Genomic DNA, 16,916 nt, shown 5'->3' on the forward strand with positions numbered 1-16,916 from the left:
GTGGTGGGGATGGGAACCGTGGTGCTCGTGCACGGCGTCGGGAACCTCGTGCGGGGCGCGTCCCCGGAGCAGGCCGCCGAGATGAAGGCCGTCGCCGCGGCGGACCGGCTGCGCAAGGGGCTGAGCGCGGCGGGGCTGGCGCACGTGCCGCTGCCCGAGCTGGTCATGGCGTACTACGCGCACCAACTCGCCGACGACTACCGCCCCGAGCGGCAGTCCGCGGGCACGGGCGTCCTGGAGGACCTGACGGCCGCCCAGGAGGGCGAGGCGTGGGAGTGGCTGGCGGCGGCCGGGGTGACGGCGCCCTCGGAAGGCCAGGCCGGGATGCTCTCGCCGCTGCGGTGGGCCGTGAGCCGGCTCGTGCAGCAGCGTGCCGGCGACGCGCCGACCGCGGCCCGGAAGCGACTGGCGGAACTGCTGTCGCGCCTGGTGGTGGCCACGCTCCAGGACACCGACGCCTACACCTCACGGCCCGCCCGGCGCACAGCCGTTCAGGAGACGGTGGCCCGGGCCGTCCGCGAACACGGCGCACGGGTCGTCGTCGCCCACTCGCTCGGCAGTGTCGTCGCCTACGAGACCCTGCACGCCCGTCCGGACCTGGAGATCGACCTGTTGCTCACCCTCGGCTCGCCGCTCGGCCTCCCGGCGGTCATGCGCAAGCTGGACCCGGAACCCGTCGACGGCCGGGGCGCGCGACCGCCCGGGGTGCGGCACTGGGTGAACATCGCCGACGTGGGTGACCTGGTCGCGGTGCCCCGGGAACTGGGCGGGGCCTTCCCCGTCGACACGCACGCGAGCACGGACATCGGCGTCTTCGACCCCCACACCCTCGGCGGCTATCTCGCGGCGGGACTGACGGCGGCCGCGCTCGCGCCCCACTGCACGGACTGACCCCGGCACGGCGGGCACACGCCCGAGGACACCTGCGGTACGGAGGGACAGCACGGCCGTGACAGTGCACGCACTCGTGGTGGGCGCGGGAGGCTTCCCCGCGCGTGTGCCGACCGAGGAGGAAGAGGCCGCCGGGGTCCTTCCGCTGGAGCCCTTGCCGAGCGTCGCCGACGCCGTGAACAACGTCGCCCACGCGTTCCACCGGGCCGGGCTGGAGGTGACCGGGCCACTCCTCGACCCGACCCCCGCCGAGTTCCGTACGGCCTGGCGGACGGCACGGGAGCGGCCCGGCCGCGATCCCCTCGTGGTCCACTTCAGCGGCCACGCGCAGACCCTCGGGCCGGTGCTGTACCTGGCGATGGCGAACACCACCACCGTCCCCAAGCGCATCCGCGCCACCAGCGTGGACGTCGACGAACTGCTCCGGGACGTCGAACACGAGGACGGCGGGCCGGTCCTGTTCCTGCTCGACGTGTGCGGCGGCGGTACGGCCCTCACCTCACAGCTCGCCCAGCGTCTGCTCGGCATGGAGAGCCGCGACGCCTGGGTGATCGCGGCCTGCGCGGCCGGGCACATCACCTACGGAGCGCGCTTCAGCAAGGCCACCGCGACGGTGATCGACCGCATCGCACGCGGCACCCTGGACATCCGGTCCGACCTGGAGCACGTCCCCGTGACCCTGCTGGCGGAACAGATCGACGCGGAGCTGGAACGTGCCGACACCGCCGCGGGCCTGCCGAAGCAGGACGTGGTGTGCACCAGGCACGACGAGGCCGCCCTGCCGGCGGCGCCCTTCCTGCGCAACCCGCACCACGCCGTGGACGCCGCCGAGCAGTTCCGGGCCGACGCGGTCGCCGCCCTGCGGCGCTACGCCGAACACCTGGATCCCCGGCTGGACCTGCACCACTTCGCCGCCCGGGCCGCCGGCACCCCGGACGCCGAGGCGTACTTCTTCAGCGGACGGAGCACCCAGCTCCGGCGCATCGGGGAGTGGCTGGGCGAGCCCCCGCCCCGGCAGGACCGGCTGCTCGCCGTCACCGGCAGGCCCGGGGCGGGAAAGTCGGCGCTCCTCGGGGTGACGGTGTGCACCCTCCACCCCCGGCTGCGTCCCCTGCGCGAGAACCTCGGCCTGAGCGACTTCCGTCCGCCGCCCGACCCCCGGCTGCTGGCCGTGCACGCGCACCGGCTGTCCACCCAGGACGTCGTGGACTCGCTGTACCGGCAGGCCCGGGTCCTGCGCCTGCCCCGGCAGCCGAGCGGCCGCCCATCCGCGCGGACCGGGCCGGCGCAGAACGTGACCTTCGCCGAACTGACCGCCGTACTGGGCGCGGTGGGCGACGTCACCGTCGTCCTCGACGCGCTCGACGAGGCCGACGACCCCGACGGCCTGCTGCGGCAGGTGTTGCTGCCGCTGGCGGGCGAGGGCGCTGATCCGGTGCCGGGGTGCCGGGTCCTGATCGCCACCCGGCTGTGGCCGGACAGCCTGCCCGACCTGCACGCGGCCCTCGCCCGCCGGCCCGAACGGCACCTCGATCTCGACGCGGAGCGGCCCGAGTCGCTGGCGGCTCACCTCGGCACCTATCTGAGCCGCCTGCTGGACACCGACTACTCCACCGACGTGACCCGGATGATCGCCCTCCGCCTGGCGCGCTCCGTCGAGCACGGGGCGTTCCTGACCGCGGCCGTCTACGGCGCGCACCTGCGCCGCCTCTCCCGGGCGGGCACCGTCCTCACCCGGGCCGAGATCGCCCGGGAACTGCCGTGCGATCTGCCGGGAATGCTCGACCTCGACCTGCGCACGCTCACCGCCCAACTGCCCTGGACCGAGGAGGTGCTGGTGGCGCTCGCCCGTGCGGCCGGGCAGGGCATGCCGGCCGGCCTCCTGCACGAGGTGGCTCTCGCGCTGCGGCCCGAGGAGGGTGGCGGGCGGCTGACACCACGCCTGCGGGACACCGCCGAGGCCCTCACCGGAGCCCGGTTCTACCTCCGTACCACCTTCGACCCCGGCGCCGACCCGGCCGTGGACGACGGCAAGCTCTACAGCTTCTTCCACCGGGCCCCGGCCGAACACCTGGCGAGGCGCACGGACAGCCGCGCGGTGCTGGACGCCCTGCTGTCGGCCGTGCCGACGGCTGCAAACGGCGTCCGTGACTGGTCCCGGGCGGACCGCTATCTGCGGCGGCACGCGGCCGACCACGCCGCCGACGCCGGCCCGGACCAGCTCGACGCGCTGCTCCAGGACGTGTCGTACCTGCTGCACGCCGACCCGGAGCGGCTCGTACGGCACCTGCACCGGGCCCAGGGACGCCGGGCCCGGACCCACGCCGACGTCTACCGGCAGACCACGGCCCACCATCCGCACCGGCACCTCACGGCCGTACGGCGGGATCTGCTCGGCCTGGACGCGGCCGTGTGGCGGGACACCGCGCTGTCCGACGCGCTGGCCTCCCAGCCGGGCCCGCCCCCGGTCGCGGCCCGGCCGGTCTGGGCCGTGAGCCGGACCGCGACCACGGCACGGCTGCAGACCCTCGGCCCCCATGCCGGGCCGGTCTTCGAGGTGCGGCTCACCCGGACGCCGGACGGGCAGTGCCTGGTCCTCAGCACCGGGGACACCCACCGCACCCGGCTGTCGGACCCGCTCGGCGGCCGGATCCTGCGCACTCTCGGCGGTCTGTCGGGCCCGGCCCGCACGGTCGCGCCCGCACAGCTCGCCGACGGACGCCCCGTCCTCCTCTCCGGAGCCGAGGACGGCCGGCTGTACGTCCACGACCAGCACACCGGCGACCTGATCCGCCGGCGGGCGGCCGGTGCGGGGCCGGTCGGGATGCTCGTCACGGTGGCCCTCCCCGAGGGAGGCACTCGCGCGGTGGCCGCCGGGCCCGGCCACCAGGTGATCCTGTGGAACCCGGACGGCGGGGCCCCGGCCCTGCTGGACAGCTCGATGGTGCGGCTCTCCGGCCTGGCCGCCGCGCGGCTGCCGGACGGCACCCCGGTCGCCGTCGCGGTGGGGGAGGACCGGGGCGCCCGCGTCTGGGACGTGCGCACGGGACACCGGCTGCGCACCCTCGGACCGCACCCGGACTTCGTCCGCGCGGTGGACACGGCGACCCTGGCCGACGGCACCGCCGTGGTGGTCACCGGCTGCTACGACGGCCGGGTGCTGGTGTGGAACGCGGCCGACGGGCACAGGCTGCACACGCTGACCGGGCACGGGGACCGGGTGACCCGCGTCGCCACGGGCAGCGCGGGGGGCCGGTGCGTCGCCGTGAGCGGCGACCGCGCGGGGCGCGTCCTGGTGTGGGACCTCACCGAGGGGCGGCTGCTGCACGAGCTGTCCTCCGCGGGCCACGGGGTGATCACCTGCCTCGCGCTGGGCGGCGACGGCGAGCGCGGGCGGATCGTCACGGGCTGCTACGACGGCCGCGTCGCCGTGTGGGAGGCGGACACCGGCCGGCCCACCCACGTCCTCGCCGCGCACCCCGGCCGTGTGCACGCCGTCGACGTCGCACCCGTCGACGGCCGTCTGGTGGCGGTGAGCGGCGGCGCCGACGGGCACGCCGTCGTCTGGGACGTCACGGACGCCCGCCCGGACGCCCCGGAGACCGGCCACGAGGAGGTCATGGAGGCGGTCGCCGTCGCCGTGCCGGAGGAAGGACCGGCCCTGTGCGTCGCCGGGGGCGGCGAGCGGGGCGCGGAGGTGAGGGACCTGACGACCGGCGACCACCTGCACGCACTGGAGGACTCGGGCCGGCGGCTGCTGGTGCGGGCGCTGGCCACGGCCGAACTGCCGGACGTGGGGCCGGTCGTCGTGGCGGGCGGCCGGGACGGTTCCCTGCGGATGTGGGAGCTGACCCACGGCACCCTGGTGTGCGCCTTCCAGCACCGCACGGACCGGATCAGGGCGGTGGCGGTGGGCCGTGCCCGGGACGGCCGCCAGGTCCTGCTCGCCGGTGGGGACACCGGCGTCGTCACGGTGTGGGACCTCGCGACGAGGGCTCGGCTGCGGACCTTCACCGGGCACAGCGGCTGGGTACTGGCGCTGGCCCTGACCGACGGCGGCGCCGCCCCCGGTCTCGCGATCAGCGGTGACCGGCGGGGCGACCTGCTGGTGTGGGACGTGCCGACCGGGCGTGAGGTGGCGGCACCGGTCCGCCGCGGCGGCCGGATCCGCTCGGTGGCCACCGCGGTGCTGCCCGCGGAACGAACGGTCGTCCTGGCCGGGGGAGACAGGGGCGCGGTCCGTCTGTGGGACCTCGGCCGTCCGGAGGCGGCCGAACCACTCACCGGCCTGCGGGGCCGGGTGAACGCGCTGGCCACGGCCCGGCTGCCGGGCGGCCGGGTCCTCGCCGTGGGAGGCGGCGAGGACCGGCGGGTCGTGATCTGGGACCTGGCCGGCCGGCAGGAACCGGCCGTCTCCTACCACCTCCCCGCCGCCGTCTCCTCGATCGCCGCCTGCGCCACGGGCTTCGTCGTCGCGCACGAGGCGGGGACGGCGAGCTTCACCTGGTGCGCGGAGCTCGCCACCCGACATGTACCTCGCGGGTGAGCTTGAGGGGACGTGACGGAACAGGCGCCGACATTTTCCCCCCCAGGCGCGAGGTGTAACGCGGCGGCAATCGAAAGGCGCTGTAGGGGGCAGAAAAGGCCGGCCGAAACGGAATCCCGCTCGTGAAACGACGGTGGGCGGTCGGCGCATCATCACGGCAGACAGGAATTCTCGTGAACGGCACCGACCCCGCCTCCGCGTACCAGCCCCACGACCAGCCCCCGCCACCCGACCGCACCGCCCGCAACCAGGCCACCGCACGTCGGGCGGCCCTCACCATCTGCACGATCGCCGACATCGCGGCCGGTCTGCTGGGGCTGTGGATCGTGCTGTACCTCCTCGACGCCAATCAGGGGAATCCGTTCGTCGAATTCGTCCACGGCACTGCCGACTGGCTTTCCGGATGGGCGCAGGACATTTTCACGATGGACACAGAAGGGTTGCGCGTCGTCCTCAACCACGGACTTCCCGCGGGAATCTATCTGCTGATCGGTCACGGAATCGCCGCAAGGATCAACAGAGTCTGACGGACACGTCGAGCAGGCCCCGCCGTCTCGCCCCGTGCGGCGCGGAGCACATCACAACGGCGGGCCGTCGGCAGTATGCGCGCACCGCGGCGGGGTAGACGACGTGCGAAAGGCCACCGAGCACGACGAACAACAACGAGAGAACCCCATATGGTCATCCCGCTTATGAAGCAGGCGGCAGATGAGCCGGGCACGGACGAGCAGGTGCCGCTGCGGTACGGCGCGGCCTGGGACGACGGCGCGGCGTGCGCCGTCGAGGCCCGCCGGGCGCTGCACGCGTTTCTCGCGTACGCACCGTGTACCGGCCGCGCACGCGTGCCGGCGCCGCTGGCGATCGACGCCGAACTGGTCGTCAGTGAACTCGTCACCAACGCGATCCGGCACGCTCCGGGCCCCTGCGGGATGGTCCTGCGGCTCCTGGGCGACGAACTCGCCATCACGGTGTGGGACACCTCCGCCGTGCGGCCGGTGGTCAGGGAGCGCGACGGCCGGCGCTTCGGCGGCCACGGCATGCACGTCGTGCACACGGTCAGCAGCGAGGTCGCCGTCACACCCCTGGGCCGTGGCAAAGAGATCACCGCGTGTCTGCGCCCCGCCCCGGGCGGCGGCCCCGGCTCCCTGCCCGCGGTCGGCCCGGCCGCCTGACACCCCCGACCAGCCCCTCCCGGCCCGGGTCACCAGCCGGTGCGCAGCAGATGGTTGACGAGCAGGGCGAGCACCGCCTGGGCGAGGAGCCAGGAGCGGGGGCGGGGGAGGAACGCGCAGGCCGGGAGCAGCCACACCATGAACGGGAGCCAGATGCGCTCCGTCTCCGCCTTGCTCATGCCGGACAGGTCGGCGACCAGCAGCGCCAGGAGCGCGGCGGACACGAGGAACGCGAGGCGGACGCCGGCCCGGGACGCGGTACGCCGCCGGACCAGCAGCGCCCCCGTCCGCCGCAGTCCCGCCACCGTCGCCAGTCCCACGCCGAGCACCGTGCAGGCCGGATTGGCCCACACCCAGTAGCCGTAGGGGCGCACGCCGCCCGCGCCCTGGGCATAGCGCGTGACCAGCAGCCGGTAGGCCTCCCACCAGTCGAAGCCCGCGAGCGTGAACACCGCGGGGACCACGGCCAGTCCGGCGGCCAGCGGCACCAGCAGGACCGGGCGCTCCCGCACCCCGTGACGGCCGAGGACCAGGACCGCCGCAGCGATCAGCGCGACCAGGGTCAGGCCGTACGACAGATAGCAGGTCAGACCGAACAGCAGCCCGGACGCGCCCGCCCACCCCGGGGACCGCCGGGTGACCGCCAGGGCGAGCAGGGCCACCGCCCACGCCGCCACCGCCGCGAAGTAGGCGTCCGCCGACGTGCCCATCCACACCGCCGCCGGGGCCAGGACCAGGAAGGGGGCCGCCCGGCGGGCCAGTGCCTCGCCGGACACGGCGCGGATCGTGACCAGCACGGCCACACAGGCCGTCGCGCCGACGACGACGCACCACATCCCGGCCCAGCCCCCGCCCCGCAGCCCGATCCGGTCGAGCAGCACGAAGGTGAGGGTGGCGGCGGGCGGATGCCCGGCGATGTGCGCGGGCCAGTTGTCGGGCGAGTCGAGCAGGATGTGCCCGGTGAAGCCCCGCAGCGCCGCGGGGATGTCGTGGAAGCGGTCGATGACCTGGAGGTACTCGTGGCGGGTGGTGAGCTTGCGCGCGATACCCCGGTCCCAGCCGTCGATCAGCGCCAGGGAGAGGATCCAGGCCGTCGAAGCGCCCCAGGACACCGGCAGCAGGACCCGCCAGGGCAGGCGGGCCGCGAGGGCGGGGCCGTACGCCACGGCGGCGACCGCCACCAGCACGGCCGCGGGCGTGCCGGGCCCCATGTGCGGACCCCAGGAGGCGAGCAGCGGGGGCCAGTCGACGAACAGCGTCCCGCGGGAGTCCTCGATGCGGCGGCCGGCCACGACGGCCACCACCACGAGGAGCGCGGCGGCTCCGGCGGCGTACAGGTCACGGCGCGGACGGCCGTCAGGCCCGGACGCGCGGGTCCGTGCGGGGGAGGGCAGGGTGCGGATCACACCGGCACGCTAGGCCGCGCGACCCGTCACGGGCCGCCGACCGGGCCCGATGTCAGCGTTTCGTCATGGGTCGCGCCCCCTTCGGCGGGGCTTCGGCGGCCTACCGTCGGCTCATGCGAGACGATCCACGCGATCCGCGGCTTCCCACGTCCCCCGGTTTCTGGCGCAGCCCCCTGCGCGGCCCCTGGTTCACCTCGGTGCTGGGCCTGGTCCTCCTGGTGGGCATCACCGTGCTGTTCGTGACGGGACTCCTGTCGTACGCCGCCTACAACCCGAACCTCTCGCCGGTCAACGACAAGACCCCGGACAAGGGGATCCTCGGCTTCTACCTCTTCGCCTGGCCGACGAACCCGCACTGGCTGTACCGGCTGAACCAGGGCGTCCACGTCACCCTCGGCGTCACCCTGATCCCCGTCCTGCTCGCCAAGCTGTGGTCCGTGGTGCCGAGGCTGTTCACCCTGCCCCCGGCCCGCTCCCTCACGCACGCCCTGGAGCGCCTCTCCCTGCTGCTCCTGGTCGGCGGCGGCCTGTTCGAGTTCGTCACCGGCGTCCTCAACGTCCAGCTCGACTACGTCTTCCCCGGCTCGTTCTACCCCCTGCACTTCTACGGCGCCTGGGTGTTCTTCGCCGCCTTCGTGGCCCACGCGCTGCTGAAGACGCCCAAAGCACTGCGCAATCTGCGGCGGATGCGGGAGGAGAAGGACGACCTGGTCTCCCCGCGCCCCGACCGGCCGACCGTCTCCCGGCGGGGCGCCCTGTGGTTCGTCGGGGGCGGCTCGCTGCTGCTGTTCGTCACGACCGTGGGGCAGAACTTCGGCGGCCCGCTGCGGCGCACCGCCCTCCTCGCCCCGCACGGCGGCGGGGAACCGGACAGTGGCCCGAACGGCTTCCAGATCAACAAGACCGCCGCGTACGCCGGGATCGACCGCGCGGAAACGGCCGGGGACGCCTGGCGGCTCGTCGTGACGGGACGCACCGGCACGGTGCGTCTGAGCCGCGCCCAGCTCGCCGAACTCCCCCTGCACAGCGCGGCGTTGCCCATCGCCTGTGTGGAGGGCTGGTCCACACCGGACCAGTGGTGGCGCGGGGTGCGGCTGCGCGACCTCGCGGCCCTCGTCGGGTACGAGGACGATCCGCCGGACGTGTTCGTCGAGTCCCTCCAGCGCCGCGGAGCCTTCCGCAAGGCCGCCCTGCGCGCCAACCAGGTGGCCGACCCGCGCTCCCTGCTCGCCCTGTACGTCAACGGCGAGGAACTCTCCCCCGACCACGGCCACCCGGCCCGGATCATCGTGCCCGCGGCCCCCGGTGTGCTGAACACCAAGTGGGTGGCCCGGATGACCTTCGGAGACCTGTGATGCGCCGACCTCTGACACCCGGACGCTTCCCCGTCGGCAGCCCCCTGCACCTGTTGCTGCTGGCCTGCTCGTTCGCCCTCGCGGTCTACGCCGGGGTCCGGCTGCTCGCCGGTGACTGGCTCGGTGTGGCGCTGTGGGTCGTCGGCGCCGCGCTGCTGCACGACCTGGTGCTGCTGCCGTTGTACGCGACGGCGGACCGGGCCCTGGTCCGCGGCCTCGGTCGGGTCCGCCGCCGGGAGTGGACGATGTACGTGCGCGTCCCGGCGGCCCTGTCCGGGCTGCTGCTCCTTGTATGGTTCCCGCTGATCAGCGGCATGGTGGAGGAGCGCTACCGGTCGGCGACCGGCCTGCCGCCGGAGGTGTTCCTCACCCGCTGGCTGCTGATCACGGCGGCCCTCTTCGGCGGCTCGGCGCTGCTGCTGGCGCTGCGGCTGCGGCCCGGGCTGCGCAGCGCGGCGAAGCGCCGTCCGCCGGCCGACCACTGACCCTCCCGCTCCCAGCGGCTCCGCGCGTACCGGAGCAGCGCGCGGGTGCCGAGCCGGGCCCAGGGGAAGGGGTCCCCGTCGGTGGTGCGGGTGTCGGTGATGTGGACGTGCACCCGTTCGTCGACGTCCGCCGGGGCGGTCTCGGCGATCAGCAGACCGCCGGGTCGCAGGAGCCCGGCGACCCGCTCCAGCAGGGCGCCCGGGTCGCCCCCGATGCCGATGTTGCCGTCCATGAGCAGCACGGTGTCCCAGCGGCCCTCGCCGGGCAGTTGCTCGAACACCGACCGCCGCAGCGCCTGGCCCCCGAGCCGGACGGTGTGCTCCACCGCGGCCTCGCTGACGTCGATCCCTAGGGCGGCCCGCCCCCGGACGGCCAGTTCCGCCACGAGCCGCCCGGGCCCGCACCCCACGTCCAGCACGGCCCCCTCGCACCGGTCCAGCACGTCCCGGTCGACCCGGTCGGCCCGGGCGCACCAGCGTTCCACCTCCAGCGGCAGCAGCCAGCCGTCGGCGCGCCGCAGGTACAGGGGGCCGTGCCCGGCGCGCACGGCGGCGTCGTAGGGGTCGGCGGCCGCCCAGGCCAGGGCGGTGGCGGGCGGGGCGCTCATCGGGGGCCGGCCGGGGGCGACACCGGCTCGGCGCCCGTCTCGGCAGCCGACGAACACAGGGCCAGCCGGGCCGCGAAGCGCCCGCGCGGGGCGAGCGCGGCGACCGCGTGGGCGTCGGCGGCGGTGTCCACGTCCCGCAGCATCGGCAGTTCGCGCACCCGCAGCCCCGCGGCGACCAGCCGCTCCCGCTGCGCGGCGCCCGTCACCAGCGTCGACATGGGCACACCCCGCAGCAGGGCGGGATCCGGGCAGGCCAGGCCGAGCGCCCAGAAACCGCCGTCCCGCGCCGGGCCGAACCAGGCGTCGCAGTCGGTGAAGTCGACGGTGAGCAGGTCCGGGGTCACCTGCGGGGTGTCCATGCCGATGAGCAGGGCCGGACCGGTGCAGCCCGCGAAGGCGTGCGCCAGCCGCTCGTCCAGACCGCCCGCGCACTGCGGCACGACGTCGAAGCCCGGCGGCAGCCAGGGGCCGGGGGCGCCGTCGAGCACGAGGACGCGCCGGGTGGCGGGTGTGGCGGCCACGGCGTGCAGCGTGTCCGTGAGGGCCGCTCGGGCCAGTTCGGCCGCCTGGACGGGCGTGAAGGGAGGCGTGAGCCGGGTCTTCACCCGGCCCGGCCGCGGCTCCTTGGCGATGACGAGGAGCGTGGTCAACGGACGGTTCCCCCTTCGGGCGCGGGCGTCTCGGCCAGCACGCTGCTCATGTCCCGGACGGCCTGCCAGGTGCCGCGCCATGTGCCCGTCACCTTCGAGGCACCGGTGCGCGGCAGATACGGCACGTCGTGCTCGGCGATCCGCCAGCCCGCGTCGGCCGCGCGGACCACCATCTGGAGCGGATAGCCGCTGCGCCGGTCGCTGAGACCGAGGCCGAGCAGCGCCTCGCGTCGGGCGGCACGCAGCGGACCGAGGTCGTGCAGTCGCAGTCCGGTGCGGCGGCGCAGCATCCGCGCGAGCGCCAGATTCCCGGCCCGGGCGTGCGGCGGCCACGCGCCCCGCCCCTGCGGACGCCGCCGTCCGAGCACCAGATCGGCCGCGCCCTCGCGCACCTCGCGCACGAACGGGACCAGGAGACCCGGGTCGAGGGAGGCGTCGCAGTCGCAGAAGCACACCACCTCGGCGGTGGCCGCCGTCAGTCCGGCGTGGCAGGCGGCGCCGAAGCCCCGCCGCGGTTCGTGCACCACGGTCGCGCCCCGGGCGCGGGCGATCCCGGCCGAACCGTCCGTGGAACCGTTGTCGACGACGATCGCGCGCCAGCCCGGCGGAATCCGTTCGAGCACCCAGGGAAGGGCCTCGGCCTCGTTCAGGCAGGGCAGCACCACGTCGACGTCAGAGGATGTCGTCGTCACGGTCTCACCCTACGAACGCGAACCGGGCAAATCGGACAGTCGCTCCTTACGAAACGCGGACGTCGGAGGCCATTACGGTGCCCGGGCCCCCACCGTCGGCGCCGCGGTGCCAGGCTGGAGGCATGCACCGACAGTCCTATGAGCCGCCCGGAGCCGCGGACGGATCCCGCAGGATCCTGGTCGTCGACGACGATCCGACCGTCGCCGAGGTCGTCGCCGGATACCTCGACCGCGCCGGTTACGCCGTGGACCGCGCCGACGACGGCCCGACCGCCCTCGCCCGTGCCGCCGCGCACCGGCCGGACCTGGTCGTGCTCGACCTGATGCTGCCCGGCATGGACGGCCTGGAGGTGTGCCGGCGGATCCGCGGCCACGGCCCCGTGCCCGTCATCATGCTGACCGCCCGAGGCGACGAGGACGACCGCATCCTGGGCCTGGAGGTCGGCGCCGACGACTACGTCACCAAGCCCTTCAGCCCCCGCGAACTCGTCCTGCGCGTCGAGTCGGTGCTGCGCCGCAGCCGCCCCGCCGTCGCGGGGGGCCACTTGGGAGCAGCCGGCCTGACGGTCGAACCGGAGGCCCGCCGTGCCACCAAGAACGGCACCGAACTCGCCCTCACGCTCCGGGAGTTCGACCTGCTCTCCTTCTTCCTGAGGCACCCGGGGCGGGCCTTCGGGCGCGAGGATCTGATGCGCGAGGTGTGGGGCTGGGACTTCGGCGACCTGTCGACCGTCACGGTCCACATCCGCCGCCTGCGCGGCAAGGTCGAGGACGATCCCGCCCGGCCCCGCCTGATCCAGACCGTGTGGGGCGTGGGCTACCGCTTCGAACCCGGTGAACCGGGTGGACCCGGGGAAGGGGACGACTGACCGTGCGCGACAACCTCCTCATCGCCCTGTACGCCTTCGCCGGTGCCGCGGCGACGGGACTGACCGGAGCGGCGGTGCTGCGCCTGATCCGCCGCCGCTCGCTGACCGTCTCGCTCGCGGTGGTGGCGGCGGTCGGCGTCGTCGCGATGCTCGCGGGCACGCTCATCGTCGCCTGGGCGATGTTCCTGTCGCCGCACGACCTGACCGTCGTCACCACCGTCGTCGCCATGGCGGCCGTCGTCTCCCTGGCCACCGCGCTGCTGCTGGGCCGCTGGGTGGTCGCCAGCAGCCGTGAACTCGCCGCGGCCGCACGCTCCTTCGGGGACGGCGGGAACTTCGCCGCGCCCGGTGGTCCCGCCACCGCCGAACTCGCCGCGGTGAGCCGCGAGCTGGCTGCCACCAGTGCCAGGCTCGCGGAGTCCAGGGAGCGGGAACGCGCCCTGGAGACCTCCCGCCGTGAACTCGTCGCCTGGATCTCCCACGACCTGCGGACCCCGCTGGCGGGGTTGCGCGCCATGTCGGAGGCGCTGGAGGACGGCGTCGCCGCCGACCCCAACCGCTACCTCCGGCAGATGCGGACCGAGGTCGAACGCCTCAACGGCATGGTCGGCGACCTCTTCGAGCTCTCCCGCATCCACGCCGGGGCCCTGGCCCTGACGCCCACCCGGATCTCGCTGTACGACCTCGTGGGCGACGCGCTCGCGGGCTTCGACCCGCTCGCCCGCGAGCACGGGGTGCGGCTGGTGGGCGGGCGTATCGAGCCGGTGCCGGTGGAGGTGGACGGCAAGGAGATGAGCCGGGTGCTGGGCAACCTGCTGGTCAACGCGATCCGCCGGACCCCGGCCGACGGCACGGTCGCGATCGCCGCCGAGCTTTCGTCCGAGGGTGTCGTGCTGTCGGTGACGGACGGCTGCGGCGGCATCCCGGAGGAGGACCTGCCGCGCGTCTTCGACACGGGCTGGCGCGGCACACACGCCCGGACGCCTCCGGCAGGCGCGGGCCTGGGCCTCGCCATCGTCCGCGGCATCGTGGAAGCCCACCAGGGCCGAACCGGCGTACGCAACATCCCCGGCGGCTGCCGCTTCGAGGTGGTACTGCCGGCCGCAGCGCCCTGAACCCGAACCACGGGGAAACGACGTGCCGCCGCCGGGAACTTCGGGGGCTTCGATGGAGGTCCGCCGACGGGCCTCCGTCCCGCGCCGGCGCCGCTGCCGCGTGCCGGCGTCGGCCGATGCTTCGTCCTGGGGCCGACCGCGCGGGGCGCCTGGGCGCCTGGGGGCCTCGGGGCCGGCGTGGGCCTCTGCCTGCGTGCGGGTGTGGCGGCTGCGCGGCGGAGCGCCCGTCGTGTGCCGGTGCCCGGCCGTGCGCGGCGGACCGCTGCCGCGGTGCCGGCGTCGGGCGCGGCTGGGCGTGCGGGGGTGGAGCGCCTTATCGCTGGGTGTCGGTCCCGGTCGGCGTGCCGGTGCCCGGGTCGATGGCGGAGCTGTCGTCACCGACCCGATCGGTCACGCGCTTCGCATTCCCGCCCGGGCGAACTCCCTCATGCCCTCCTCGAAGCCGGACTCCCGCTTCCAGTCCAGTTCCGAGCGCAGTCGTGAGGAGTCCGCGGTGATGTGCCGTACGTCTCCGAGGCGGTACTCGCCCGTGACGACCGGGGCGGGGCCGCCGTACGCGGCGGCCAGGGCCCGGGCCATCTCGCCGACGGTGTGCGGGTCGCCGCTGCCCGTGTTGTACGCGGTGAGCGCACCCGGCGAGGCATGGGCCTCCAGCGCCACGGCGTTCGCCGCCGCGACGTCCCGTACGTGGACGAAGTCCCTGCGCTGGCGCCCGTCCTCGAACACCCGGGGGGCCTCGCCCCGGGCGAGTGCCGAGCGGAAGAAGGAGGCGACACCGGCGTAGGGCGTGTCCCGGGGCATGCCGGGCCCGTACACGTTGTGGTAGCGCAGCGACACCGCCGAGCCCCCGGTGCAGCGGGCCCAGGAGGCGGCCAGATGCTCCTGGGCGAGCTTCGTCGTCGCGTACACGTTGCGCGGATCGGCCGGGGCGTCCTCGCAGACCAGCCCGGGGGCGAGCGCCGCCCCGCACACCGGGCACGCCGGCTCGAACCGCCCCGCGTCGAGATCGGCCGCCGCCCGCGGCCCGGGCCGCACCACGCCGTGCCGTACACACACGTACCGCCCCTCGCCGTAGACGACCATCGACCCGGCGAGCACGAGGGACCCCACACCCGCCTCGGCCATGGCCGCCAGCAGCACGGCCGTCCCCAGGTCGTTGTGCGAGACGTAGTCCGCCGCGTCGGCGACGCCGTCGCCCAGCCCGACCTTGGCTGCCTGGTGGCACACGGCGTCCACCCCGGTCAGGGCGCGGCGTACCGCCGCGGCGTCCCGTACGTCGGACGCGGGATCCTCCCGTACGTCGAACACGACCGCCTCGTGCCCCCGCTCCCGCAGGGTGGCGACCACCTGAGACCCGATGAACCCGGCACCGCCGGTGACCAGTACGCGCATACGGGCACGCTAGGCGCCCACGACCGCCGCCTCACGCGAACGCGGCCGTACGTCATGACTCCGTAAGGCGGGCCCGGGTGCGCCGAACCACCGCGAACCGGGCCCCGCTTCGACGTGCTCCTCGCTGCTCGACTCGCCACAGCCGGCTGCCGCCCCGGCGGGGACAACCCCGAGCACCGCTGGCCGGCAGCACGGGGCGGGGTGCCAGTTCTTACGCGATGGTGACGCGCGGCCGGAACCGGTGGTCGCCCCTCGTCCCAGCGGCCACGGTGGTCACACCTGACACATGATCGGAAGGGCCACCATGAACCTGGGACACAGGCGCAACCGGAAACGCCGCAACGCGATCGTCCTGGCCGCCGGGCTGGCCGCGGGGGGTGTCGGACTCGCGTTGGTCAACCTTCAGGCCAACGCGACCGACGCCCCCGGTGCCACCACCCGCGCGGCCGCACCCCTCTCCTGCCCCTCCGTGGCAGACCGGCTGCCGGACGTACCCGCGCAGGCGCGTGCGGAGGTCGACCGCAACCTGCGGCTGCTGGAGAAACAGATCACCGAGGCCGGCGACCGGCTCGCCACCACGCGCGGCCAGGGCGGTCCCGACTTCGTGCGGAACGCCATCCTCGGCCCCCTCAAGGACAAGCGGACCGCCACCGTCGAGCGCATCGCCCTCGCGATCAGCCGCACCGGCGCACCCCGGCCGCAGGGCCTGGACGGCCTGGCCACCTGCACGCTGACCGGCGCGGGTCAGGGGCAGCAGGGTCAGGGCCAGCAGGGGCAAGAGGGCCAAGGGCAGGGCGGCCAGGGGCAGAACGAGCAAGGGGCGAGCCCGTCCCCGGCCGACAACGGCCCGGTGCCCGAGGACTTCGTGGACATCACCAAGGTCGCACCCAACGTGCCCGCCCCGCCCCGCGCGAGCCGCAACGCCTCCAAGGGCGCCTTCAAGACCCGCTGCGGTGTCAACGCGGAAGGACGGCACAACTCCGACAACGTGATCGTCGCCCCGGGCGTGGGCAACGGCGCCCACCACACCCACGACTACGTCGGAGCCATCGGCGTCGACGCCTTCACCACCGACGACACCCTCGCCGCGGCGGACACCACCTGCTCCAACGGCGACCGGTCGACCTACTACTGGCCGGTGCTGCGCGACCGCGACGGTGTCGAGGAGGCGGACGCGGGCAATCTCGGCGGTGGGGCCGAGGGCAACGTCGGCAAGATCCTCACGCCCGCCTCCGCGAGCCTCACCTTCGTCGGCAGCCCCGCCGGCAAGGTGGTCGCGATGCCGCGCTTCCTGCGCATCATCACCGGCGACGCCAAGGCCAACGCCAACGGCGGCGCCAACGCCAACGCGGCCTGGTCCTGCACCGGCTTCGAGAACCGCGTCCAGCTCAAGGACAAGTACCCGATCTGCCCGGCGGGCAGCCGGCTGGTCCGTACCGAGCGCTTCCAGAACTGCTGGGACGGGCGCAACACCGACAGTGCCAACCACCGGAGCCACGTCGCCTTCGCCGACGCCCGGGGCAGGTGCCCGGCCGGATTCAAGGCGGTCCCGCAGCTCGTACAGCGTCTCACCTACAGCGGTCTGGCCGGCAGCACGTCCATCGCCGTGGACAGCTTCCCCGAGTCGCTGCACAAGCCCATCACCGACCACGGCGACTTCATCAACGCGATGCCCGACCGGCTGATGAAGAAGGCCGTCAAGTGCATCAACTCCGGCCGCCGCTGCGGCTGAACC

At 74.6% G+C, this 16,916-nt stretch carries 13 protein-coding genes; 8 read left to right on the plus strand and 5 right to left on the minus strand.

Annotation, left to right across the window (positions count from 1 at the left end; translation table 11 throughout):
* The first annotated feature begins 9 nt into the window (after positions 1–9).
* From ACFZDE_RS25385 to ACFZDE_RS25400, 4 genes are all read left to right on the plus strand, one after another.
* Positions 10–891, plus strand: coding sequence for a hypothetical protein (locus tag ACFZDE_RS25385; protein WP_391203362.1), 882 nt, complete (start codon positions 10–12; stop codon positions 889–891).
* A 58-nt stretch (positions 892–949) separates the two neighbouring features.
* Positions 950–5,437: a hypothetical protein gene (locus ACFZDE_RS25390; RefSeq protein ID WP_391203365.1), complete on the plus strand. Its 4,488-nt coding sequence runs from the start codon at positions 950–952 to the stop codon at positions 5,435–5,437.
* Between the two features lie 173 nt (positions 5,438–5,610).
* Complete coding sequence (locus ACFZDE_RS25395; protein WP_391203368.1) at positions 5,611–5,964, plus strand: hypothetical protein; 354 nt, start codon at positions 5,611–5,613, stop codon at positions 5,962–5,964.
* 165 nt (positions 5,965–6,129) lie between these two features.
* A complete protein-coding gene (locus ACFZDE_RS25400) occupies positions 6,130–6,609 on the plus strand; it encodes an ATP-binding protein (RefSeq protein WP_391203371.1) in 480 nt (159 codons plus the stop codon).
* A 29-nt stretch (positions 6,610–6,638) separates the two neighbouring features.
* On the opposite strand, the gene ACFZDE_RS25405 is transcribed toward ACFZDE_RS25400, so the two are convergent.
* Positions 6,639–8,015: a hypothetical protein gene (locus tag ACFZDE_RS25405; protein WP_391203374.1), complete on the minus strand. Its 1,377-nt coding sequence runs from the start codon at positions 8,013–8,015 to the stop codon at positions 6,639–6,641.
* A 113-nt stretch (positions 8,016–8,128) separates the two neighbouring features.
* Here ACFZDE_RS25405 and ACFZDE_RS25410 point away from each other — a divergent pair, with 113 nt between their 5' ends.
* The gene (locus ACFZDE_RS25410; protein ID WP_391203377.1) at positions 8,129–9,370 is read left to right on the plus strand and encodes a molybdopterin-dependent oxidoreductase; all 1,242 of its coding nucleotides are present in this window, start codon (positions 8,129–8,131) and stop codon (positions 9,368–9,370) included.
* A 328-nt stretch (positions 9,371–9,698) separates the two neighbouring features.
* Here the strand turns inward: ACFZDE_RS25410 and ACFZDE_RS25415 are convergent, their stop codons facing one another.
* The 3 genes from ACFZDE_RS25415 to ACFZDE_RS25425 are packed head-to-tail and all read right to left on the minus strand — an operon-like array spanning position 9,699 to position 11,805.
* Entirely contained in the window at positions 9,699–10,463 is a 765-nt protein-coding gene (locus tag ACFZDE_RS25415) for a methyltransferase domain-containing protein (RefSeq protein ID WP_391203380.1), read from the minus strand.
* Positions 10,460–11,113 (minus strand): DUF2064 domain-containing protein, encoded by a 654-nt coding sequence (locus tag ACFZDE_RS25420; RefSeq protein ID WP_391203383.1) that lies wholly within the window; start codon positions 11,111–11,113, stop codon positions 10,460–10,462. The genes ACFZDE_RS25415 and ACFZDE_RS25420 overlap by 4 nt, the downstream gene beginning before the upstream one ends.
* A complete protein-coding gene (locus ACFZDE_RS25425; RefSeq protein WP_390993971.1) occupies positions 11,110–11,805 on the minus strand; it encodes a glycosyltransferase in 696 nt (231 codons plus the stop codon). The genes ACFZDE_RS25420 and ACFZDE_RS25425 overlap by 4 nt, the downstream gene beginning before the upstream one ends.
* 122 nt (positions 11,806–11,927) lie before the next feature.
* Here ACFZDE_RS25425 and ACFZDE_RS25430 point away from each other — a divergent pair, with 122 nt between their 5' ends.
* Entirely contained in the window at positions 11,928–12,674 is a 747-nt protein-coding gene (locus ACFZDE_RS25430) for a response regulator (RefSeq protein ID WP_391203386.1), read from the plus strand.
* Positions 12,675–12,676: 2 nt separating this feature from the next.
* Complete coding sequence (locus ACFZDE_RS25435) at positions 12,677–13,789, plus strand: ATP-binding protein (protein ID WP_390993969.1); 1,113 nt, start codon at positions 12,677–12,679, stop codon at positions 13,787–13,789.
* Positions 13,790–14,179: 390 nt separating this feature from the next.
* Here the strand turns inward: ACFZDE_RS25435 and ACFZDE_RS25440 are convergent, their stop codons facing one another.
* Complete coding sequence (locus tag ACFZDE_RS25440; RefSeq protein WP_391203389.1) at positions 14,180–15,181, minus strand: NAD-dependent epimerase/dehydratase family protein; 1,002 nt, start codon at positions 15,179–15,181, stop codon at positions 14,180–14,182.
* 304 nt (positions 15,182–15,485) lie between these two features.
* On the opposite strand from ACFZDE_RS25440, the gene ACFZDE_RS25445 reads away from it, so the two are divergent.
* Positions 15,486–16,913 (plus strand): DUF1996 domain-containing protein, encoded by a 1,428-nt coding sequence (locus ACFZDE_RS25445; RefSeq protein ID WP_391203392.1) that lies wholly within the window; start codon positions 15,486–15,488, stop codon positions 16,911–16,913.
* Positions 16,914–16,916: the final 3 nt, after the last annotated feature.

Source organism: Streptomyces sp. NPDC007929 (assembly GCF_042959065.1).
GTDB lineage: Bacteria > Actinomycetota > Actinomycetes > Streptomycetales > Streptomycetaceae > Streptomyces.